Consider the following 19,788-nt stretch of genomic DNA (forward strand, 5'->3'; position numbering starts at 1 on the left):
AACGCGGGAAAGACACAGGTTTTGACACTGGCTCCCTACGCATCCGATCCGGCCCGTTCGCGCGGGCGTGAATTCGCCATGGAAAACGCCGTCGCGCGCGGACCGCGCAGCGCCTATCAGCGCGACCGCGACCGGATCATCCATTCGATCGCTTTCCGCCGCCTGCGTTACAAGACGCAGGTTTTCATCGCGCCCGATGGCGATCACTACCGCGTGCGGCTTACGCACAGTCTGGAAGTGGCGCAGATCGCGCGCGTGATCGCCCGCATCCTCGGGCTTGACGAAGACCTGACCGAAGCGCTGGCGCTGGCACACGATATCGGCCACCCGCCCTTCGGCCATGCAGGCGAGGACGCGCTCGACGCGGCGCTGCACAAGGCAGGCGGTTTCGACCACAACGCCCACACCCTGCGCACGCTGATGCGGCTCGACAGCCCTTATTGCGAGCATGACGGGCTCAACCTGACGTGGGAAACGCTCGAAGGGCTGGCAAAGCACAACGGGCCTGTGCTCGAACCCAACTGGGCCCTATCCGAACTCGACGCCGCCTATGGGCTGGAACTGAACACCCATGCCTCGCTGGAAGCGCAAGTGGCCGCGCTTTCGGACGATATCGCTTATGACAATCACGATATCGACGATGGACTGCGCGCGGGCTTTCTGGATCTCGACGAACTGCTGGCGCATCCCTTCGTAGCTGGCCAGTGGGCCGAGGTGGAGCGGCGCTATCCCGGCGTCCCGCGTGACCGGCAATTGGCCGAGCTGATCCGCACGCAGATCGGCGTGATGGTCAACGATCTCGTGGCCCAGACCCAAGCGAACCTGGCGGGCGTGGGCAGCGTGGAGGAAGTGCGCGCGGCGGGGCGTCCGCTGGTCGCCTTCTCGCCGGAAGTGGCGGAGGGTGAACGCGCCTTCAAGCGCTTCATGTACGACAAGCTCTATTACCATCCCGAACAGCTTGAAACTGCGCGCCGCGCCCGTGCCGTGCTGGCGGAACTCTATTCCGCCTATTCGCAGGAAACGGTGCTGATGGAAGAAAGCTGGATCGATACGATGCCGCGCTACGAGCCCGAGCGCAGCCGCCACATCGCCGACTATATCGCCGGGATGACCGACCGGTTCGCAATTTCCTGCCACGAACAGATCTACGGCCGGACGCCGGAGGGGCTCAGCAATGTCTGAGCGTGCCGGATAGCATGCAGCCGGGTGGTGTTCGCATTTGCCTCGTTGGCGCGACGGGGCTGGTCGGCAGTGCGCTGATGGCCGAAGCGGTGGGCCGCGAGGATGTGCGCCTCGTCGCCGTGGCCCGGCGCGAGGCGGCGATGCCGCCCGGCGCGCGCATGGAAATGCTGGTGGGCGAACCCATCGATTGGCCGCAACTGATTGCGGCTGCGCAAGCCGATGTGATGGTCTGCGCGCTGGGAACCACGATCAGGGACGCAGGCAGCGAGGAAGCCTTCCGTGCCATCGATCACGACCTTGTGCGCTTCAGCGCCGAGGCAGCGCGGGCCGCGGGGATCGAGCACATGGTCGTCGTCTCGTCGGTGGGCGCGGCACGGGCCAGCCGTAACTTCTACCTCTCCGTGAAAGGGGAAATGGAGCAGGCGCTGTCGAAACTCGGTTTTCGCCGTCTCGACATTCTCCAGCCCGGGCTGCTGCGCGGGCACCGGGAGGAGCGGCGGCCGCTGGAGGCCTGGGCGCAGGTTCTGGCACCGCTGGCGGACTGGACGGTGCTGCACGGCAAGTACCGCCGCTACCGTTCCATTACCGCGCGCAAGCTGGCCTGCGCGGTGCTGGCGCTGGCGAAGGAAAAGCCGCGCGGGCGCTTCGTGCACGATCACGATTCGATGCTGCGGGCCATTCGCCGCTCCGGGGATTAATGCCGCAGTGCAGCGGATGGAGCGTTGACTCGCCCGCGCCGCTCCAGCAAGGCTTCCCTATCGCTGGCACACGCGGGAGAGACCTCGCTGATTCGGGCAACCGGTCAAAGAGGCGCCGAAGGAGCAACCGCCCCGGAATCTCTCAGGCAAAAGGACCGCGCAGGGCCTATAGCGAAACTCTGGAAAGAGCCTTGGCTTTCGGGCCGGGCCGCCGACGGTGTAACTTCGCCTGTCCTGTCCTGGATGATTCCGGCCGGGACACCGCGAGGGAAGCTCTCAGGTTTCCGTGACAGAGGGGGCACCGAATGGTGTGCCATGCCCTGTCGCGGAGTTCTGTTTTGAGCGAATACCCAGTCAACGACGACAACCAGACCGAAGACCTCGCCCCCATGCTCCTGCCGCTCGATGCCTGGCATCGGGAAAAGGGCGGCCGCATGGTCGAGTTCGCCGGTTACATGATGCCCGTTCAGTATGAGGGGATCATGGCCGAGCATCTTTGGACCCGCGAGCATGCCGGGTTGTTCGATGTCAGCCATATGGGGCAGGTCATGCTCTCGGGCGAAGGGCTGGAAGCGGCGGTGGAAGCGCTGCTGCCGATCGATCTTTCGACGCTGAAGCTGGGCGCCGTGCGCTATTCGCTGCTGCTGAACGAGACCGGGGGCATTCTGGACGATCTCATGGTTTCGCGCTGGCCGGGCGGGCTCTATCTCGTCGTCAATGGTGCGACCAAGTGGGACGATATCGCCCACATGCGCGAATGCCTGCCGGATGAAATCGTGCTCAACCATCTCGACGAGCGCGCGCTGCTGGCGCTGCAGGGGCCCGAGGCCTTTGCCGCGCTGGAGCGCCATGTTTCGGGCGACTATCCGCTGTCCGCGCTGACTTTCATGCGCGGCGGCAAGTTTGAGCTGGGCGGTGTCGAGGCCTGGATCAGCCGTTCGGGCTATACCGGCGAGGACGGTTTCGAGATTTCGATCCCCGGTGAAAGCGCCGCTGCCGTAGCCGAGCTGCTGTGCGGCGAGCCCGAAGTGAAGCCGATCGGCCTTGGCGCGCGCGACAGCCTGCGCCTTGAGGCGGGCCTGCCGCTTTACGGCCATGACATGACGCCGGAGGCCGATCCCGTCAGCGCCGGTCTGGTGTTCGGCATCAACAAGCGCCGCCGCAGCGAAGGCGGCTTCCCCGGCGCCGCGCACATACTGAACGCGCTGGTGAAGGGCACGGCCCGTCAGCGCATCGGCCTGACGCTGGAAGGCCGCATGGCCGCGCGTGAAGGCGCGAAAGTTTTCGTGGGCGATGAGGAAGTGGGCGTGGTGACGTCGGGCGGCTTCTCGCCCTCGCTGCAGCACCCCATCGCCATGGCCTATGTCGATGCCGCCCATACTGCGGACGGCACCGCGCTTGAAATCGAGATGCGTGGCAAACGCCTTCCCGCGAAGGCCGCGCCCATGCCTTTTGTCCCCCACCGCTATCATCGCTGAGGAGCAGCACCCATGACCCGCTATTTTACCGAAGACCATGAGTGGATCGAAGTCGAAGGCGGCCTCGGCACGGTCGGCATTACCGACTATGCGCAGGGCCAGCTTGGCGACATCACGTTCGTGGACCTGCCCGAAACCGGCGCCACTGTCGCTAAGGGCGATTCCGTTTCGGTCGTCGATTCTGTGAAGGCCGCATCGGACATCTACACCCCCGCTTCGGGCACGATCACCGAAGTGAACGAGGCGCTCGCGGACGAGCCGGAACTGGTGAACACCGACGCCGAAGTGGGCGGCTGGCTGTACCGCATCACGCTGTCCGACGCGTCCGAGCTGGGCAGCCTGATGGATGAGGCCGCTTACAAGACGTACGTCGAAAGCCTGTGATCCCGATCCCCCTCCCCGAGCCGGGGAGGATTTTGAACAAGCGAATGAGGGATACCATTTCATGCGCTATCTGCCCCTGACCCCCGCCGACCGCGCCGAGATGCTCGGCACGATCGGCGCCGCCAGTGTCGATGACCTGTTCGCCGACGTGCCCGAAGAAGCCCGGCTTTCCGGCCCGATCGAGGGCTTGCCGATGCACGCCAGCGAAATGGCGGTCGAACGGCACATGACCAAACTGGCGGCCAAGAACCTCTCCGCCGGTTCGGCGCCGTTCTTCCTCGGGGCAGGGGCCTATCGCCACCATGTGCCGGCTTCGGTCGATCACTTGATCCAGCGCGGCGAGTTCCTGACCGCCTACACGCCCTATCAGCCCGAAATCGCGCAAGGCACGCTGCAAGTGCTCTTCGAGTTCCAGACGCAAGTGGCGCGGCTGCTGGGCACCGATATCGCCAATGCCTCGATGTACGACGGTTCGACGGCGTGCTGGGAAGCGATCCTGATGGCCGCGCGCGTGACCCGCAAGGGCAAGGCCGTGCTCTCGGGCGGGCTGCACCCGCACTACGGCGAAGTGGTGCGCACGATGGCGAAGTTCACAGGCGACGAGATCCACTCGCTCGCCACCGGCCTGACGGCGGAGCCCGACGATGCGGCGGTGATCGGCGCGATCGACGAGGCGACCTCGTGCGTGGTCGTCCAGTATCCCGATGTGCTGGGCCGCATCCCCGATCTCGCCGCGATTGCAGAGGCCGCCCATGCCAAGGGGGCGCTGCTGGTCGCGGTCGTCACCGAGCCGGTGGCGCTGGGCCTGATCGAGGCGCCGGGCACGCTGGGCGCGGACATCGTCGTGGGTGAGGGGCAGTCGCTGGGCGTCGGCCTGCAGTTCGGCGGGCCTTACCTCGGCCTGCTCGGCTGCCGCGAGAAGTTCGTGCGGCAGATGCCGGGACGCCTGTGCGGCCAGACTGTCGATGCCGAGGGCAAGCGCGGTTTCGTGCTCACGCTCTCCACCCGCGAACAGCACATCCGCCGCGAGAAGGCGACTAGCAATATCTGCACCAATTCAGGGCTTTGCGCGCTGGCTTTCAGCATTCACCTGACCCTGCTGGGCGGGGAAGGGCTGGCGCAGCTTGCCGGTGTCAATCACGCCCGGGCGCAGGCCATGGTCGAGCGGCTGACCCGCATTCCGGGCGTCGAACTGCTGAACCACGCCTATTTCAACGAGGCGACGCTGATCCTGCCGCGCGATGCGCGCGATGTGGTGCGCGAGCTGGCCGAGCGCGAGATTCTCGGCGGGGTTTCACTGAGCCGCCTGTTCCCGGCCGCAGAAGGGCTGGACAAGGCGCTGCTGGTGACGGCGACCGAGACCACGAGCCTTGAGGACATCGAGGCTTTCGCAACCGAATTGGAAGCCCTTCTGGTGGGAGTACCGGCATGAACGCGGTGAATGCAGGGGGCTGGAAGCCCACGATGGGCGAGACAGGCGAAAGCGCGGTGCCGCAGACGGCCAGCGGCGACTATGGCCTGATGCTGGAAGAGGCGCTGATCTTCGAGCTTGGCGCGAAGGACAAGTGCGGCGTCGATTTCGAAGCGGTGGACCGTGCGCCCGCCAGCGGCTTGTCGAAGTTCCTGCGCAAGTCCGCGCCGGACCTGCCGGGCCTCACCGAACCCGAAGCGGTGCGCCATTACACGCGCCTCTCGCGGCAGAACTATGCGATCGATCTCGGGCCGTTCCCGCTGGGATCGTGCACGATGAAGCACAACCCGCGCCTCAACGAGACCGTGGCGCGCCTGCCCGGCTTTGCCGACGTGCACCCGATGCAGCCGCAGACCACGGTGCAGGGTGCGCTCGAAGTGATCGAGCAGCTCGCCGACTGGCTGATCGCGCTCACCGGCATGGCCTCGGTGGCGATGAGCCCCAAGGCGGGTGCACACGGCGAATTGTGCGGTCTGCTGTGCATCCGCGCCGCGCTCGATGCGCGCGGCGAGACGCGCGACGTGGTGCTGGTGCCCGAAAGCGCCCACGGCACCAACCCGGCGACGGCGGCTTTCGCGGGCTTCAAGGTGCAGTCGATCCCGGCGACGCCGGACGGCCGCGTCGATGTCGCCGCGCTCAAGGAGAAGCTGGGCCCGAACGTGGCCGGGGTGATGATCACCAACCCCAACACCTGCGGCCTGTTCGAATCCGAGCTGAAGACGATTGCCGATGCCGTCCACGCGGCGGGCGGCTACGTCTATTGCGACGGCGCGAACTTCAACGCGATTGTTGGCAAAGTGCGCCCGGGCGATCTGGGCGTCGATGCCATGCACATCAACCTGCACAAGACCTTCTCCACCCCGCACGGCGGCGGCGGACCGGGTGCCGGGCCGGTGGTGCTCTCCGCAGCGCTGGCGCCGTTCGCGCCGCTGCCCTTCGTGACGCGCGGCGCCGATGGCGGCATCCACCTCGTCGAGGAAGAGAACCGGGGCGAGGGGCACAGCCAGGCGTTCGGCCGCATGGTCGCGTTCCACGGCCAGATGGGCATGTTCACCCGTGCGCTGACCTATATCCTCAGCCACGGCGCCGATGGTCTGCGTCAGGTGGCCGAGGACGCGGTGCTCAACGCCAACTATGTGCTGCGCACCTGCGAGGACGTGCTGCCCGCACCGTTCGCCAAGAGCGGCCCGTGCATGCACGAGGCGCTGTTCAGCGAGGCCGGGCTGGCCGAGGGCTTCTCCACGCTCGATATCGCCAAGGGCCTGATCGACGAGGGTTTCCACCCGATGACGGTCTATTTCCCGCTGGTGGTGAAAGGCGCGATGCTGATCGAGCCGACCGAGACCGAAAGCAAGGCCGGGCTCGACCGTTTCATCGCCAGCCTGCGCTCGCTCGCCGAGCGGGCCAAGGCGGGCGACCAGAGCCTGCACTCCGCGCCGCACTTCGCGCCGCGCCGCCGGCTCGATGAAACGCAGGCCGCGCGCAAGCCGGTGCTGGTCTGGCAGGGGTGACGCCGCTAAGGTCCGCCCTGGTCTAAATCAGGAAAGGGTGGAGCGTATGGGATCGCAATCGGTGCATTGGCTGGCTTACTTGCCGTTTGCCATTTTCGCATTGGTGATGCTCTTGCGCTTCCGCTCCCTGAACCGGGCGCGGCCGCTGCGGGTGGCTACGCTCTGGATCTTTCCGGCGGTGATGCTGGGGCTGGTCAGTTTCGCTCTCTATGGCATGCATCCCTCGCTCAAGGGCTGGGCGCTGTTCACGGCCGGTATCGCGGTGGGGGCGGCGCTGGGCGCGCAGCGTGCGCGGCTGATGCGCCTGCATATCGAGGGTGAGGGGCCGGAGGCCAAAGTGATGATGCGCCAGTCGGTGGCTGCCCTGGTGCTGATCCTGGCGGTCTTCGCCCTGCGCCGTGTGCTGTTTTCCGGCATGGGCCCGTCTGCAGGCGCGCATCCGAGCGCCAATGCGCTGCTGTTCACCGATGCCATGCTCGGTTTCGCCGTGGGGCTGATCTGCGTGCAGCGCGTGGTCTTGTGGCTGCGAGCGCGGCGTCTGGTGGCGGAGCACCGATCCGGGGACCTTTGAGTGACGCGCCTTTTCGAGCGTATTACCGGCCTGTTTGCACTGTGGACCGTGCTGGGCGTCGGCCTCGCCTGGTTTTTGCCCGATCTGTTCCTGTGGGTGGCGGACGGGCGCTTCCAGCCGTTCGGGCAGCCGCTGATCAGTGTGATGCTGGGCGTGATCATGCTGGGCATGGGCATCACGCTCAGCTTCGATGATTTCCGGCGCGTGCTGGCACTGCCTCGGCAAGTGCTGGCAGGGGTGGCGCTGCAATTTACCGTGATGCCGCTGGCCGGGTTCTGCGTGGCCTGGATATTCGGGCTTGAGCCGGGGCTGGCGGTGGGCCTGATCCTCGTTTCGTGCTGCCCGGGCGGCACCGCCTCGAACGTGATCAGCTATCTGGCCCGGGCCAATGTGGCCCTGTCCGTGACGATGACGATGGTCTCGACGCTCGTGGCCATCGCCCTGACGCCGGTGCTGACCGGATGGCTGGCGGGCGTGTTCATCGAGATCGACCGATGGAACCTGTTTCGCGGCATGGTGTCCGTCGTACTGGTGCCGGTTGTCGCCGGAGTGCTGATGAACCGCTACCTGCCCCGGGTTACGCGAAAAGTGACGGTGGTATCGCCGTTCATCTCGGTGCTGTTCGTGGTGGTGATCGTCGCGGCCATCATTGCGAAGTCCAAGCCGCTGGTGGAGATGCACGCGGGCGTGCTGCTGCTGGCGGTGGTTTCGCTTCATGCCTGCGGTTTCGGCCTGGGCTATCTGCTCAGCCGCCTCCTGCGTCTGCAGGAAGCGGCGGCCCGGACGATCAGTATCGAGGTGGGCATGCAAAACAGCGGGCTCGGCGCCACTCTGGCTTCAAGCCCGGCCTTTGCCCGCCAGTTTCCCAATACGATGCAAGCCGCGCTCGCGCCCGTGCCTGCGGCGATTTCCGCTTTCATGCATGTGCTGATCGGCAGCCTGCTGGCCTCGATCTGGAGCCGCTCCGCCCCGGAGGGCGAAGAGGCCTAGCTCAGGTCGCGTTGTCGACGGTGTTTGCCGCGGATTCGAGATCCTGGCCCACGCCGCGCACGGTGTTGCATGCGGCACAGCCCAGCACGAGGCCGCCAGTGGCAAGGATGAGAACGAATTTCCTGAGCATTGCTTTGCTGTTCCTTGTTCGAAGCGTCAGATCATAAGCCAAGGCCGAGGGTATGGAAAGCGGCTGGGCAAAGACCGGGCAATGCGCCGTTCTTACTTGTTGATGGCATCGTCTCCGGCCTGGCCGACGGATTCGATGTCCTGTCCCGCACCCTTCACGGTGTTGCACGCCGCGGCCCCCAGCGTGAGGCTGCCGGCAGCAAGAGCGAATAGGATATTCCTGATCATCTTCGTGTTCCTTCCTGGGTTAGCAGGCCGTACAGACGGCCAGACTGACCAGATCAACACTCGGGATGGAGTCAGGTTCCCTTCGGGTCCTCGGCAGGGTTCTCCTCGGAGAATTCCTCGGCCGCGCCGGAATCGAAAGCGGAGGTGGGGGAAATGTGCCGGGACAGGTAGTGCTCGCGCCAAGTGATGATCAGGCCTGCGGCGATGATCAGCGGTGCCCCCAGCCAGATGCTGTGCGGCGGCAGATCGTCCCAGATCAGCCATCCGTAGAGCGTGGCCCAGACCAGCGCGGTATAATCGATGATCACCACGGTCGCCACTTGCCCGTGACGAAGCGAGGCGGTGATGAGGAACTGCGCGAAAGTGCCAGTAAAGCCGATGGCAGCCAGGATCAGCCAGGCTTCGAGCGGATGCGGCTTACCATAGAGCGGCAGGAGCACGGCGGCAAAGAGCGAGCCGTAGAAGGCGAACCAGAAAACGCAGGAAATCGGCGCTTCGGTGCGGGCAAGGTCGCGGATCTGAAAGCTGACGGTCGCCACGACCACACCGGCCCCCAGGCCGACGGCAAGGCCGAGCGGTGGAACGTGCGTGCCGCCGGGGCTGGCCACCACGAGCACCCCGGCAAAGCCGAGAACGACAGCCGTCCAGCGCCACACACCGACGGTGTTGCGCAGGATCAGCGCGGTGATCAGAACCGCGAACAGCGGCGTTGTGAAGCCCAGCGTGGTCTGGACCGGAAGGGGAAGCAGCGTGGCGGCGGAAACATTGCACAGCAGCCCCAGCGTGCCTGTCGCCGCGCGCCCGGCATGGCTGCCCATGCGGCGTGTCACCAGCATGCCCAGATTGCCCGTGGCCAGCAGCCAGCCGAAAATCATCGGCAGGCTCATCGCCTGACGCCAGAACAGCAGTTCCGGCACCGAAACGCCGTGCGTGCCGGCCAGCTTCACCAGCATGAACATGGTGGATAGCATCACCATGGCGAGCACGCGCAGGCCTATGGCGAGCAAGGGATTCTCTCGCGGCTGGAAACGGGGGGAGGATGTCACACAAGGCGCTTTAACTTGCCTGCATCCCGAGGCAAGGGCGGGGCATGAATGATTCGGCACGATTGATGGTGATCGCAGGTGCAGTGGCCGCGCTTGTCGCGCTGGTCGCGTGGATCGGTGACCGGCGCCGTATGCGCCGCCGGAACATGGACCGGGTGGGATTCATGCCCTGGACACCGATCTTTTTCTGGTCGCTGCTGGCCGCCGTGCTGCTGCTGGGGCTGGGAGGAAGAACGCTGCTGGGCGCCTGAATGCGGGTCGCAGCGGCAGAATGTACAAGTAACTTGAACATGTGGATCGATTTTATCCGGCTGGGCAGAAACCCCGCTTCATGAGATCTGGGGGGCGGTATTTCGTTAGCCCCCATTCTCATGGAGAATTTCACATGAACCGTTTTCTGGCATCGGCCCTGACTGCCGTTTCCATCGTTGCTGCCGCGCCGCTGTTCGCGCAGCAGGCCGATACGCAACCCGCCGCTGTTCAGGCCGGGAACTACGCCATCGACAGTTCGCATACCCTGGTGCGCTTCACGGTCGATCATTTCGGCATCAGCGAGTTCTACGGAACCTTCCCCGGCGCCAGCGGCACGCTCTCGCTCGATCCCAAGAATCTTGCTTCGGCCAAGCTCGATGTCTCGGTGCCGGTGGCCAAGGTTTCGACCACCAACAAGACGCTGGACGGCGAACTGGCCGGTCCGGAATGGTTCGATGCGGCCAAGTACCCGGTGATGCGCTTCGTTTCGACCAAGGTGGTCCGCACCGGCGATCGCACGGCGGATGTTTTTGGCAATCTTACTATGCATGGCGTGACGCATCCGGTTGTGCTCAAGGCGGTGTTCAAGGCCGGGGCGGTCAATCCGCTGAACAAGACCTACACGATCGGCTTCAACGCGACCGGCGTGATCAAGCGCACCGCGTTCGGCGTGAGCAAGTATGCGCCGCTGGTGAGCGACGACACGACGATTGCGATTACCGCTGCTTTCGAAAAGCAGGCTGACTGATAAAAAAGGGCCGCACAGCATTTGAACGCTGCGCGGCCCTTTTCGCATTTCCCGTCTTCCGCAAGGGCGGAAGGCCTCAGAGGCAGGCCTCCAGATAGGCCTGATCGAAACCGAACTGACGAGCCTTTTCCAGCGTGTAGGGGCGCAGGCCCGAACTGCGGAATTCGCCCAGAATCTTGCCGTCGTCGGTCTCGTCCAGATATTCGAACTTGAACAGCTCCTGAGTGACGATGACGTCGCCTTCCATGCCGATCACTTCGGTGATGTTGGTGGTGCGGCGCGAACCGTCGCGCAGGCGCTTCACCTGAACGATCAGGTCCACCGATTCCGCGATCTGGCGGCTGATGGCTTCCTTCGGAATCTTGATGTCGCCCATCAGGATCATGTTTTCCATACGGCCCAGGCACTCGCGCGGGCTGTTGGCGTGCAGCGTGCACATCGAACCATCGTGGCCGGTGTTCATGGCGGCGAGCAGGTCGAAGCACTCGGCGCCGCGGATTTCGCCCAGGATGATGCGGTCCGGGCGCATACGCAGGGCGTTCTTCACAAGGTCGCCGATGGTGATCGCGCCCTGGCCTTCGAGGTTCGGCGGGCGGGTCTCCAGCGGCAGCCAGTGCGGCTGCTGCAGGCGCAGTTCGGCGGCGTCCTCGATCGTCAGCACGCGTTCGCCCGGATCGATCATTTTCGACAGGGCATTGAGCATCGTCGTCTTGCCCGAGCCGGTGCCGCCCGAGATCACCACGTTCATGCGGCAGGCGCCCGCGATCTTGAGCGCGGTGGCCATCTTTTCGTCCATCGAGCCGAAGCCCTTGAGCATGTCGATGGTGATCGGCTTCTCGGAGAACTTACGAATGGAGATCGCGGTGCCGCGCAGCGAGAGCGGCGGGACGATCACGTTGACGCGGCTGCCGTCCTTGAGGCGGGCGTCGGCCAGCGGGGTGGTCTGGTCGACGCGGCGGCCGACCTGGTTGACAATGCGCTGGGCGATCTGGAACAAGTGCTGCTCGTCGCGGAAGCGGATCCCGGCGAGCTGCAGCTTGCCCTTGCGTTCGATGTAGGTCTGGTTCGGGCCATTGACCATGATGTCCGACACGTCGGGGTCGCTGAGCAGCTCCTCCAGCGGGCCGAAACCGAGCAGTTCGTCGATCAGCACCTTTTCCAGCGCGAACTGTTCGCGGCGGTTGAAGGTGATCTTCAGCTCGGCCAGCACTTCCATGATGATCGGGCGGAATTCTTCCGACAGCTCGTCTTTGGTAAGCGTAGCCGCCGCCTCGGGATCGACGCGTTCGAGCAGGCGCGGCAGCACCTGTTCCTTGATCTTGTGGATCGAGGCTTCGAAACTGCCTTGTTCGGAATTGCTGTCGGTCACGGCATTGGCGCGCTCCGCCAGCCGGGACATGGCATCGTCGCGCTGGGGCGCCGCAGCTGCCGGAGCAGGTTCGCCTCCCGGCAGGGGCGGAAACTGGTCTCCGCCAGGCAAGGGAGCTGCGTTCGGCATAGCGCCGGGGACTGTCGGGGTCTTGTCCTGCACACCGCCCTTGAGAGGCTTGGCTACGCCGAATGCAGGCCGGGATCCTTGGCCCATGCCCCCCATGCCACTGCGCCGCCCGAATGCACTCATAAGAAATACAACCTCTTTCAGCACCCGGCTCAGAACCGGGCGTGATCCATCGCGATTGGCACGATCATTAAGGTTGAAACTTTGATAACTTCCTAATGGCGGGCAAGCAGGATCATGGGCAGGCCATGTAAATCATGGAGGTGAAAAGTACCGTGAACGGGAAGGGCGGAACTTGCTGGCTCTGCGCCAGGCCGCTGGGCCGCTGGATCGAATGGCATCATCCTGTTCCCAAAAGCCGGGGTGGCCGCGATACCGTGCCGCTGCACCCGATCTGCCATCGCACGATCCACGCAAATCTGACAAATGCCCAGCTTGCGCGGATGCCGGTGCGTGCGGAAGCCTTGCTGGAGTGTGAGGAAATCCGCAGGTTCGTAATGTGGGTTTCGAACAAGCATCCCGATTTCCATGCTCCTACGCGGCGAATGAAGCGCTGAGTTAAGCCTTATTTCACGGCCTGCCCGTATGGTGAAATTCCAGTTACCGGTGGTGTTACGCGAAAGGAACGCATGCGCGTTGTGCTTAAGCACTGGCCTTGGCGCTGGTGTCTCTATTGGCTGCTCCTGCCCAACATCGTGACAATTGCGATGTGGCCCATCGGCGGTCCGCCGATGGGAGGCGTGATTATCGGGCTGGGGGCACTGGCTCTCATATTCGCGCAGCTTCCTTCGCTCTGGGCGCGCCGGATCGCGGTGGCGGGGCTGACGCTCGCTTCTGCCTTCGAGTACATCATCAACGCGTTCAACCTTGAAATCAGCCGGGTCGATGCGCTGCAGGAGTTCATAGTGAATGCCCGCCCTCTGGCATCGCTCGAATATCTGGCTGGGGGCGCGATATTGCTTGTCGCGCTCTTTTTTGCGGTCCGGGGTGCAGGGCGAACCGAACGGTTCGGCCCGGTGTGGAACTGGATGCTGGGATTTGTGGCCGTGCTTGGCCTGGCGCAGGCCGATTCCCTCGCCACAGCGGCGACGAGCAATACTTACCGGGGCTTGCCTGCCGCCGGGACACCGTTCCATTCCGCAGTCAACGCCAACGGAATAGCGACGCCGGGGAAACGGAAACGCAATCTTGTCGTCATTCTGGTCGAAGCGTTGGGGCGCCCGGTCTTTCCGGAGGGCCGAAAGCTGTTCGAAGCGGATTGGCACCGCACTGAATGGAATGGCCGCTATACGGTCTCTTCTGGCGAAATTCCCTATTTCGGCTCGACGACGAACGGCGAATTGCGAGAGCTGTGCGGCGTCTATTCAAACTACGATGCCTTCGATTTCGAGCATCGCCCCTGCATGCCGGGCCGGTATGCGAAAGCGGGTTACGATACCCTGGCGATCCATGCCTTTGACGGCAAATTTTTCGACCGTGCGGCATGGTGGCCGCGCGCTGGCTTTGCGCACACGATGTTCCGCAGGCAACTGGAGGAGGGCGGGGCGCGCAAGTGCGGCGGCATGTGGCCGGGCGCTTGCGATGTCGACATTGCGGGCCAGATCGGCCACCGTCTCAAGACCGCAGGCAAGCCGCAATTCATTTATTGGGTCACTCTCAACACGCATCTTCCCGTTTTGGCTGGTGCTACGCCTGGGATGGGAGGCTGCGAAGACGGCACCGCTCCGCTGGCCGGGATGGGCTTGATGCGCTGCCGTCTGTTCGTGGCTTACCACGACGTGGCGCAGGCTATTTCGGTTCTGGCAATGGACCCGGATCTGCCGCCGACCGACTTTCTAATTGTGGGTGATCACATGCCGCCGTTCATGAACAGGAATGAACGGCTGGCTTTCGACGGCTACACGGTGCCGTGGATATTCCTGCAGTCGAAGGACCATGCGCCGGAAAGCGGAACGCCAGCGAGCTGATATGGCCTTGAAGACTTGTGCGGCTGCCAAATGAAAATGCCGACGCGCACTGGGCGGCCGGCATTTCACAAATTCGCTTTTAAAGTGCGATGGAGGCCAAGCAGGCACTCCTGCGCCCAAGATCAGCCCTCAACATGCTCCGCAAGCACTGTCAGGCCTGCATCGCCGACTTCGGCGAAGCCGCCGGTGATCCGGATCTCTTCGGGAGCACCGTTTTCAGTCTTGTAAACCGTCAGCGCGCCGTCGGCGATTGTCGACATGAAGGGCGCGTGGCCCGCGAGCACGCCGAACTCGCCTTCCGTGCCGGGGACGACCACCATGTGGACGTCCTCCGAGCGGACGAGCTTCGCCGGCGTGACGAGTTCGAAGTGCAGGGGCATCGCTTAGGCGTCCTCGGCCAGCTTCTTGGCCTTCTCGACCGCCTCGTCGATGCCGCCGACCATGTAGAAGGCAGCTTCGGGCAGGTGGTCGTATTCGCCTTCGACGACAGCCTTGAACGACTTCACGGTGTCTTCGAGCTGGACGAACTTGCCCGGAATGCCGGTGAAGACTTCGGCCACGTGGAACGGCTGCGACAGGAAGCGCTGGATCTTGCGCGCGCGGGCGACGGTGAGCTTATCCTCTTCGGAAAGCTCGTCCATGCCCAGGATCGCGATGATGTCCTGCAGCGACTTGTACTTCTGCAGGGTTTCCTGAACGGCGCGGGCGGTCTCGTAGTGCTCGTTGCCGACGACGCGCGGCTCCAGCACGCGCGAGGTCGAGTCGAGCGGGTCGACCGCCGGGTAGATGCCAAGCTCCGAGATAGCGCGGTTCAGGGTGGTCGTTGCGTCCAGGTGGGCGAACGAGGTGGCCGGCGCCGGGTCGGTAAGGTCGTCCGCGGGAACGTAGATGGCCTGGACCGAGGTGATCGAGCCCTTGGTGGTCGAGGTGATGCGTTCCTGCAGCGCGCCCATGTCGGTCGACAGGGTCGGCTGATAGCCCACGGCCGAAGGAATACGGCCAAGCAGGGCCGACACTTCGGCGCCCGCCTGGGTGAAGCGGAAGATGTTGTCGACGAAGAAGAGAACGTCCTGGCCTTCCTGATCGCGGAAGTATTCGGCCATCGTCAGGCCCGAGAGGGCGACGCGGGCACGGGCGCCCGGGGGCTCGTTCATCTGGCCGTAAACGAGGGCGACCTTCGAACCTTCCGAAGTGGCCACGCCGTTTTCGTCCTTGGCGATGACTTCGGCATCGAGGAACTCGTGATAGAGGTCGTTGCCTTCACGGGTGCGCTCACCCACGCCCGCGAACACGGACACGCCGCCGTGGCCCTTCGCGATGTTGTTGATGAGTTCCTGAATGAGCACGGTCTTGCCGACGCCCGCGCCGCCGAACAGGCCGATCTTGCCGCCCTTGGCGTAAGGGGCGAGAAGGTCGATGACCTTGATGCCGGTGACGAGGATCGCCGCTTCGGTCGACTGCTCGATGAATTCGGGCGCCTTGGCGTGGATCGGGGCCGACATGTCGGAACCGATGGGGCCCAGTTCGTCGATCGGATCGCCGACGACGTTCATGATGCGGCCAAGCGTCTTGGGGCCGACCGGCACCGAGATCTGCGCGCCGGTGTTGACGACGTCCTGACCGCGGGTGAGGCCGTCGGTGCCGTCCATGGCGATAGTGCGCACGGTGTTCTCACCGAGGTGCTGGGCGACTTCGAGAACCAGCTTGTTACCGTTGTTGTCGGTTTCAAGCGCGGTGAGGATGGCGGGCAGTTCGCCTTCGAAGGTCACGTCGACGACAGCGCCGATGACCTGGCTGATCTTGCCGGTAGTGGTCTGGTTAAGCACGGGTGCGGTGGCCATTTTGGTTTCCTTGCCTGCGATGTCTTAGAGCGCTTCCGCGCCCGCGGTTAGATGTTGCTACAGCGCTTCCGCGCCAGCAATAATTTCAACGAGTTCGGTGGTGATCGCGGCCTGGCGGCTGCGGTTGTACTGGATGGTGAGCTTGTTGATCAGATCACCCGCGTTGCGCGTCGCGTTATCCATGGCGGTCATCGACGCGCCCTGTTCGGAAGCGGCATTCTCCAGCAGCGCGCCGAAAAGCTGGGTCTTCAGGTAGCGCGGCAGCAGCGCGGCGAGGATTTCCTCCTCCTCCGGCTCGTATTCGGTCACGGCGTCGCCGTCCTTGGCCTCACCGGCGGCGGGGGCAGGGACGGGGATGATCTGCTGGCTGGTCGGTTCCTGCACCAGCGCCGAGCGGAACTTCGAATAGAACAGATGCGCGATGTCGAACTTGCCCTGTTCGTACAGAGCCACGAGTTCGTCAGCGACCTGTTCGGCTTCGTTGAAGCCCGCTTCACGCACGCCGGTGGTGTCGAACATGTGCACGATCTGCTTGGGGTATTCGCGCTTGATCACCGCACGGCCCTTGCGGCCGATGAGGTAGAACAGCACGGTCTTGCCCTGCGCTTCCAGTTCCTTCGCCTTCACGCGCGCGGCGCGGACGATGTTGGAGTTGAAAGCGCCGCACAGGCCCTTGTCCGAATTGGCCACGACGAGCAGGTGAACCTGATCGCTGCCGGTTCCGGCGAGCAGCTTGGGGCTGTTTTCCGAAACCGTGATCTTGCTGGCCAGCGAGCCCATCACCTCGGCGAGACGCGCGGCATAGGGGCGCGCCGATTCGGCGGCGGCCTGCGCCTTGCGCAGCTTGGCCGCGGCGACCATCTGCTTGGCCTTGGTGATCTTCTGGGTCGATTTGACCGAGTTGATGCGGCCTTTGAGTTCCTTGAGCGATGCCACTCGTTTCTCTCCGTTTCACCGCCCCGGCCGATAGGCCGGAACGGTGGGGATCAGGTCAGTCTCAGGCGAACTGCTTGGCGAAAGCGTCGAGCGCGGCGACGGTCTTGTCCTTGATCTCGCCTTCGAACTTCTGCGTGCTGCGGATCTCGCCGAGAACGTCGGCGTGCTGCGAGCGCATGAAGCTGAGCATTTCGGCTTCGTATTCGGTGACCTTCTCGACCGGGAGCGAGTCCAGGTAGCCGTTGGTGCCCGCGAAGATCGAGACGGTCTGCTCTTCGAACGGGAGCGGCGAGAACTGCGGCTGCTTAAGCAGCTCGGTCAGGCGCGCGCCGCGGTTGAGCAGCTTCTGGGTCGACGCGTCGAGGTCCGAGCCGAACTGCGCGAAGGCCGCCATTTCGCGGTACTGCGCCAACTCCAGCTTGATCGAGCCGGCAACCTTCTTCATCGCCTTGGTCTGGGCCGAACCGCCGACGCGGCTGACCGAGAGGCCGACGTTGATGGCCGGACGCACACCCTGATAGAACAGGCCGGTTTCAAGGAAGATCTGGCCGTCGGTGATCGAGATCACGTTGGTCGGAATATAGGCCGAAACGTCGCCCGCCTGGGTTTCGATGATCGGCAGCGCGGTCAGCGAACCGGCGCCCTTTTCGTCGCTCATCTTGGCGGCGCGTTCGAGCAGGCGGCTGTGGAGATAGAACACGTCGCCCGGGTAAGCTTCGCGGCCCGGCGGACGGCGGAGCAGCAGCGACATCTGGCGGTAGGCGACGGCCTGCTTGGAAAGGTCGTCATACACGATCACGGCGTGCATGCCGTTGTCGCGGAAGAACTCGCCCATCGCGGCGCCGGTGTAGGGTGCGAGGTACTGCAGCGGCGCGGGCTCCGAAGCGGTCGCGGCGATGACGATGGAATATTCCATCGCGCCGTTTTCTTCGAGCTGGCGCACGATCTGCGCGACGGTCGAGCGCTTCTGGCCGACGGCGACATAGATGCAGTAAAGCTTCTTGCCTTCGTCGTCGCCCGCGTTCGGGCCCTTCTGGTTGATGAAGGTGTCGATGGCGACGGCGGTCTTGCCGGTCTGGCGGTCGCCGATGATCAGTTCGCGCTGGCCGCGGCCGACGGGAACCAGCGCATCGATCGCCTTGAGGCCGGTCTGCACCGGCTCGTGCACCGACTTGCGGGGGATGATGCCCGGGGCCTTGGTTTCGACGCGGCGGCGCTCGGCGCCTTCGATCGGACCCTTGCCGTCGATCGGATTGCCGAGGGCATCGACCACGCGGCCAAGCAGGCCCTTGCCGGTCGGCACGTCGACGATGGTGCCGGTGCGCTTGACGCTGTCGCCTTCCTTGATCTCGGCGTCCGAGCCGAAGATCACGACGCCGACGTTATCGGCTTCGAGGTTCAGCGCCATGCCCTGAACGCCGTTGGAGAATTCGACCATTTCGCCGGCCTGGCAATTGTCGAGACCGTGGATGCGGGCAATACCGTCACCCACCGACAGCACGGAGCCGACTTCCGAGACCTGAGCCTCGGTGCCGAAGTTGGCAATCTGGTCCTTGATGACCTTCGAGATTTCTGCGGCGCGGATATCCATTGCTTAGCCTTTCATCAGCCCTTCATGGCCTGGGCGAGAGAGTTGAGACGGGTGCGGATCGAGCTGTCGATGCGCTTGGAACCGATGGTGACGACAAGGCCGCCAAGCAGTTCCGGATCGACGCTCGCCTTGATCTTGACGTTGCGGCCCTCGCGCGCTTCCAGCTTCTGGCGCAGCTGTTCGAGCTGCTCATCGCTGAGCGCGTGTGCGGTCGAGACTTCGGCGGTCGCTTCGCCGCGCTGAGCAGCGGCGATCGCGGCGAAGGCGCGAATGATCTCGGGCAGGGCGGAAAGGCGGCGGTTGCCCGCCAGAACGCCCATGAAATTCTTGGTCAGGGGAGACAGTTCCAGCACGCTGGCCACGGCTTCTGCCGCCTTGGCCGCTGCGTTCCGGCTGATCTGCGGATTGCGAATCAAATCGCGGAAATCCGCGCTCTCCTTGAGGGCAGCACCGGTTTTCTCCAGGTCGCTTTCGACCACGGATACGGTGCCGTTTTCACTGGCAAGATCAAACAGCGCCGAAGCGTACCGTCCTTGCAAGCTGGCTTTAATGCCGCCGGAATTCTCCACGCGTGTCCTATCCTTACATCGGGTGGGCTGAGGCACTGATGGGGCGCAATGCTGCATCGTGCCCCCCGGCCCGCAGACGGGGCGCGCATAGCGGCGATAGTGAAACGATGCAAGGCGCCGCATGACGCTATGTGACAAAGGCCGCGGGTGCGGTTTGAAAGCAACAGGCGGGAAGCGGGCCGCGAAACGATGGGCAATAAGTTCGGCAACACCGGAAAGGAGTTGTTTGTGACCTTTAGAATCATGGGCTTGCCCCGGACGGATTTTGCGCAATATTTCGCCATGACATCGGAAGAACTTGCGCAAATCGGCGCCCGGCGGGTGATTGCCGATGCGGACCGGGGTTTCCCCTGCCGCATTTCGCTTGAAGATGCGCGGGCAGGCGAGAGCCTGATTCTGCTCAACCATGTGAGCCACGATGTCGCTAATCCGTTCCGTACCGCGTATGCGATATATGTGCGCGAGCAGGCGTGCGAGCCCGAACCGTGGATCGACAGCCTGCCGCCGGTCTTCGCCGGACGCGCGCTTTCGCTGCGCGGTTTCGATGCGCAGGGCATGCTGTGCGATGCGGCACTGGCTCAGCCCGAAGAAACGGAGGAAAAGATTCGCGCCTTGTTCGAAAATCCGCAAGTGGCGGGCATCCACGCACACAACGCCGCCCATGGCTGTTTCGCGGCGCGCATCGAACGCGACTAGGA

General features: G+C 64.2%; 22 protein-coding genes and 2 riboswitches. Of the genes, 13 read left to right on the top strand and 9 right to left on the bottom strand.

Annotated elements, in window-relative coordinates:
- Nucleotides 1-21 precede the first annotated feature (21 nt).
- The 8 genes from MTR66_RS04690 to MTR66_RS04725 all read left to right on the top strand — a co-directional run bounded on the left by MTR66_RS04690 (nt 22) and on the right by MTR66_RS04725 (nt 8,285).
- Nucleotides 22-1,182, top strand: a complete 1,161-nt coding sequence (locus tag MTR66_RS04690) for a deoxyguanosinetriphosphate triphosphohydrolase (protein WP_243918332.1) — start codon at nt 22-24, stop codon at nt 1,180-1,182.
- 14 nt (nt 1,183-1,196) lie between these two features.
- Nucleotides 1,197-1,880 (top strand): NAD(P)H-binding protein, encoded by a 684-nt coding sequence (locus MTR66_RS04695; RefSeq protein ID WP_243918962.1) that lies wholly within the window; start codon nt 1,197-1,199, stop codon nt 1,878-1,880.
- 63 nt (nt 1,881-1,943) lie between these two features.
- Nucleotides 1,944-2,048: riboswitch (glycine riboswitch) on the top strand.
- A gap of 1 nt (nt 2,049) precedes the next feature.
- A riboswitch (glycine riboswitch) is annotated at nt 2,050-2,183 on the top strand.
- 35 nt (nt 2,184-2,218) lie between these two features.
- The gene (gcvT, locus tag MTR66_RS04700) at nt 2,219-3,358 is read left to right on the top strand and encodes a glycine cleavage system aminomethyltransferase GcvT (RefSeq protein ID WP_243918333.1); all 1,140 of its coding nucleotides are present in this window, start codon (nt 2,219-2,221) and stop codon (nt 3,356-3,358) included.
- Between the two features lie 12 nt (nt 3,359-3,370).
- On the top strand, nt 3,371-3,742 hold the full coding sequence (gcvH, locus tag MTR66_RS04705; protein WP_243918334.1) for a glycine cleavage system protein GcvH: 372 nt from the start codon (nt 3,371-3,373) through the stop codon (nt 3,740-3,742).
- 61 nt (nt 3,743-3,803) lie between these two features.
- On the top strand, nt 3,804-5,174 hold the full coding sequence (gene gcvPA / locus MTR66_RS04710; protein ID WP_243918335.1) for an aminomethyl-transferring glycine dehydrogenase subunit GcvPA: 1,371 nt from the start codon (nt 3,804-3,806) through the stop codon (nt 5,172-5,174).
- Entirely contained in the window at nt 5,171-6,724 is a 1,554-nt protein-coding gene (gene gcvPB, locus MTR66_RS04715) for an aminomethyl-transferring glycine dehydrogenase subunit GcvPB (RefSeq protein ID WP_243918336.1), read from the top strand. Before gcvPA ends, gcvPB begins: the two co-directional genes overlap by 4 nt.
- 46 nt (nt 6,725-6,770) lie before the next feature.
- A complete protein-coding gene (locus MTR66_RS04720; RefSeq protein ID WP_243918338.1) occupies nt 6,771-7,295 on the top strand; it encodes a CcdC protein domain-containing protein in 525 nt (174 codons plus the stop codon).
- Nucleotides 7,296-8,285, top strand: a complete 990-nt coding sequence (locus MTR66_RS04725; RefSeq protein ID WP_243918339.1) for a bile acid:sodium symporter family protein — start codon at nt 7,296-7,298, stop codon at nt 8,283-8,285.
- Between the two features lies 1 nt (nt 8,286).
- Here the strand turns inward: MTR66_RS04725 and MTR66_RS21155 are convergent, their stop codons facing one another.
- The 3 genes from MTR66_RS21155 to MTR66_RS04735 form a co-directional block, all read right to left on the bottom strand.
- Nucleotides 8,287-8,415, bottom strand: a complete 129-nt coding sequence (locus MTR66_RS21155; protein WP_268740253.1) for a hypothetical protein — start codon at nt 8,413-8,415, stop codon at nt 8,287-8,289.
- 92 nt (nt 8,416-8,507) lie between these two features.
- The gene (locus tag MTR66_RS04730; protein WP_243918340.1) at nt 8,508-8,642 is read right to left on the bottom strand and encodes an entericidin A/B family lipoprotein; all 135 of its coding nucleotides are present in this window, start codon (nt 8,640-8,642) and stop codon (nt 8,508-8,510) included.
- Nucleotides 8,643-8,713: 71 nt separating this feature from the next.
- Nucleotides 8,714-9,688: a DMT family transporter gene (locus tag MTR66_RS04735; protein WP_327194480.1), complete on the bottom strand. Its 975-nt coding sequence runs from the start codon at nt 9,686-9,688 to the stop codon at nt 8,714-8,716.
- A gap of 44 nt (nt 9,689-9,732) precedes the next feature.
- Here MTR66_RS04735 and MTR66_RS04740 point away from each other — a divergent pair, with 44 nt between their 5' ends.
- Both MTR66_RS04740 and MTR66_RS04745 read left to right on the top strand, forming a co-directional pair.
- The gene (locus MTR66_RS04740; RefSeq protein WP_243918341.1) at nt 9,733-9,939 is read left to right on the top strand and encodes a hypothetical protein; all 207 of its coding nucleotides are present in this window, start codon (nt 9,733-9,735) and stop codon (nt 9,937-9,939) included.
- A gap of 134 nt (nt 9,940-10,073) precedes the next feature.
- Nucleotides 10,074-10,688: a YceI family protein gene (locus tag MTR66_RS04745; RefSeq protein ID WP_243918342.1), complete on the top strand. Its 615-nt coding sequence runs from the start codon at nt 10,074-10,076 to the stop codon at nt 10,686-10,688.
- A gap of 76 nt (nt 10,689-10,764) precedes the next feature.
- On the opposite strand, the gene MTR66_RS04750 is transcribed toward MTR66_RS04745, so the two are convergent.
- A complete protein-coding gene (locus MTR66_RS04750) occupies nt 10,765-12,309 on the bottom strand; it encodes a CpaF family protein (protein WP_243918343.1) in 1,545 nt (514 codons plus the stop codon).
- 134 nt (nt 12,310-12,443) lie between these two features.
- On the opposite strand from MTR66_RS04750, the gene MTR66_RS04755 reads away from it, so the two are divergent.
- Entirely contained in the window at nt 12,444-12,743 is a 300-nt protein-coding gene (locus tag MTR66_RS04755) for an HNH endonuclease (protein WP_243918344.1), read from the top strand.
- Nucleotides 12,744-12,998: 255 nt separating this feature from the next.
- Entirely contained in the window at nt 12,999-14,153 is a 1,155-nt protein-coding gene (locus MTR66_RS04760) for a sulfatase-like hydrolase/transferase (RefSeq protein WP_243918345.1), read from the top strand.
- Between the two features lie 122 nt (nt 14,154-14,275).
- Here the strand turns inward: MTR66_RS04760 and MTR66_RS04765 are convergent, their stop codons facing one another.
- The 5 genes from MTR66_RS04765 to MTR66_RS04785 form a co-directional block, all read right to left on the bottom strand.
- Nucleotides 14,276-14,533: an ATP synthase F1 subunit epsilon gene (locus MTR66_RS04765; RefSeq protein ID WP_243918346.1), complete on the bottom strand. Its 258-nt coding sequence runs from the start codon at nt 14,531-14,533 to the stop codon at nt 14,276-14,278.
- Between the two features lie 3 nt (nt 14,534-14,536).
- Nucleotides 14,537-15,994 (bottom strand): F0F1 ATP synthase subunit beta, encoded by a 1,458-nt coding sequence (atpD, locus tag MTR66_RS04770; RefSeq protein ID WP_243918347.1) that lies wholly within the window; start codon nt 15,992-15,994, stop codon nt 14,537-14,539.
- A gap of 57 nt (nt 15,995-16,051) precedes the next feature.
- Nucleotides 16,052-16,930 (bottom strand): F0F1 ATP synthase subunit gamma, encoded by an 879-nt coding sequence (locus tag MTR66_RS04775; RefSeq protein WP_243918348.1) that lies wholly within the window; start codon nt 16,928-16,930, stop codon nt 16,052-16,054.
- A 61-nt stretch (nt 16,931-16,991) separates the two neighbouring features.
- The gene (atpA, locus tag MTR66_RS04780; RefSeq protein ID WP_243918349.1) at nt 16,992-18,521 is read right to left on the bottom strand and encodes a F0F1 ATP synthase subunit alpha; all 1,530 of its coding nucleotides are present in this window, start codon (nt 18,519-18,521) and stop codon (nt 16,992-16,994) included.
- 14 nt (nt 18,522-18,535) lie between these two features.
- A complete protein-coding gene (locus tag MTR66_RS04785) occupies nt 18,536-19,090 on the bottom strand; it encodes a F0F1 ATP synthase subunit delta (RefSeq protein WP_243918350.1) in 555 nt (184 codons plus the stop codon).
- A gap of 282 nt (nt 19,091-19,372) precedes the next feature.
- Between MTR66_RS04785 and MTR66_RS04790 the strand changes: the two genes are divergently transcribed.
- Entirely contained in the window at nt 19,373-19,786 is a 414-nt protein-coding gene (locus MTR66_RS04790; RefSeq protein ID WP_243918352.1) for a DUF1203 domain-containing protein, read from the top strand.
- Nucleotides 19,787-19,788 lie beyond the last annotated feature (2 nt).

Source organism: Novosphingobium beihaiense, from assembly GCF_022832375.1.
GTDB classification, from domain to species: Bacteria; Pseudomonadota; Alphaproteobacteria; order Sphingomonadales; family Sphingomonadaceae; genus Novosphingobium; species Novosphingobium beihaiensis.

Excerpts from the sequence above, each read along its gene's own strand:
- MTR66_RS04745 (WP_243918342.1), top strand. The coding sequence starts at position 10,074 with ATGAACCGTTTTCTGGCATCGGCCCTGACTGCCGTTTCCATCGTTGCT.
- MTR66_RS21155 (WP_268740253.1), bottom strand. The coding sequence starts at position 8,415 with ATGCTCAGGAAATTCGTTCTCATCCTTGCCACTGGCGGCCTCGTGCTG.
- gcvPB (WP_243918336.1), top strand. The coding sequence starts at position 5,171 with ATGAACGCGGTGAATGCAGGGGGCTGGAAGCCCACGATGGGCGAGACA.
- atpD (WP_243918347.1), bottom strand. The coding sequence starts at position 15,994 with ATGGCCACCGCACCCGTGCTTAACCAGACCACTACCGGCAAGATCAGC.
- MTR66_RS04755 (WP_243918344.1), top strand. The coding sequence starts at position 12,444 with ATGGAGGTGAAAAGTACCGTGAACGGGAAGGGCGGAACTTGCTGGCTC.
- gcvH (WP_243918334.1), top strand. The coding sequence starts at position 3,371 with ATGACCCGCTATTTTACCGAAGACCATGAGTGGATCGAAGTCGAAGGC.
- MTR66_RS04790 (WP_243918352.1), top strand. The coding sequence starts at position 19,373 with ATGACATCGGAAGAACTTGCGCAAATCGGCGCCCGGCGGGTGATTGCC.
- MTR66_RS04730 (WP_243918340.1), bottom strand. The coding sequence starts at position 8,642 with ATGATCAGGAATATCCTATTCGCTCTTGCTGCCGGCAGCCTCACGCTG.
- MTR66_RS04720 (WP_243918338.1), top strand. The coding sequence starts at position 6,771 with ATGGGATCGCAATCGGTGCATTGGCTGGCTTACTTGCCGTTTGCCATT.
- MTR66_RS04750 (WP_243918343.1), bottom strand. The coding sequence starts at position 12,309 with ATGAGTGCATTCGGGCGGCGCAGTGGCATGGGGGGCATGGGCCAAGGA.
- MTR66_RS04695 (WP_243918962.1), top strand. The coding sequence starts at position 1,197 with ATGCAGCCGGGTGGTGTTCGCATTTGCCTCGTTGGCGCGACGGGGCTG.
- MTR66_RS04740 (WP_243918341.1), top strand. The coding sequence starts at position 9,733 with ATGAATGATTCGGCACGATTGATGGTGATCGCAGGTGCAGTGGCCGCG.
- gcvPA (WP_243918335.1), top strand. The coding sequence starts at position 3,804 with ATGCGCTATCTGCCCCTGACCCCCGCCGACCGCGCCGAGATGCTCGGC.
- atpA (WP_243918349.1), bottom strand. The coding sequence starts at position 18,521 with ATGGATATCCGCGCCGCAGAAATCTCGAAGGTCATCAAGGACCAGATT.
- MTR66_RS04765 (WP_243918346.1), bottom strand. The coding sequence starts at position 14,533 with ATGCCCCTGCACTTCGAACTCGTCACGCCGGCGAAGCTCGTCCGCTCG.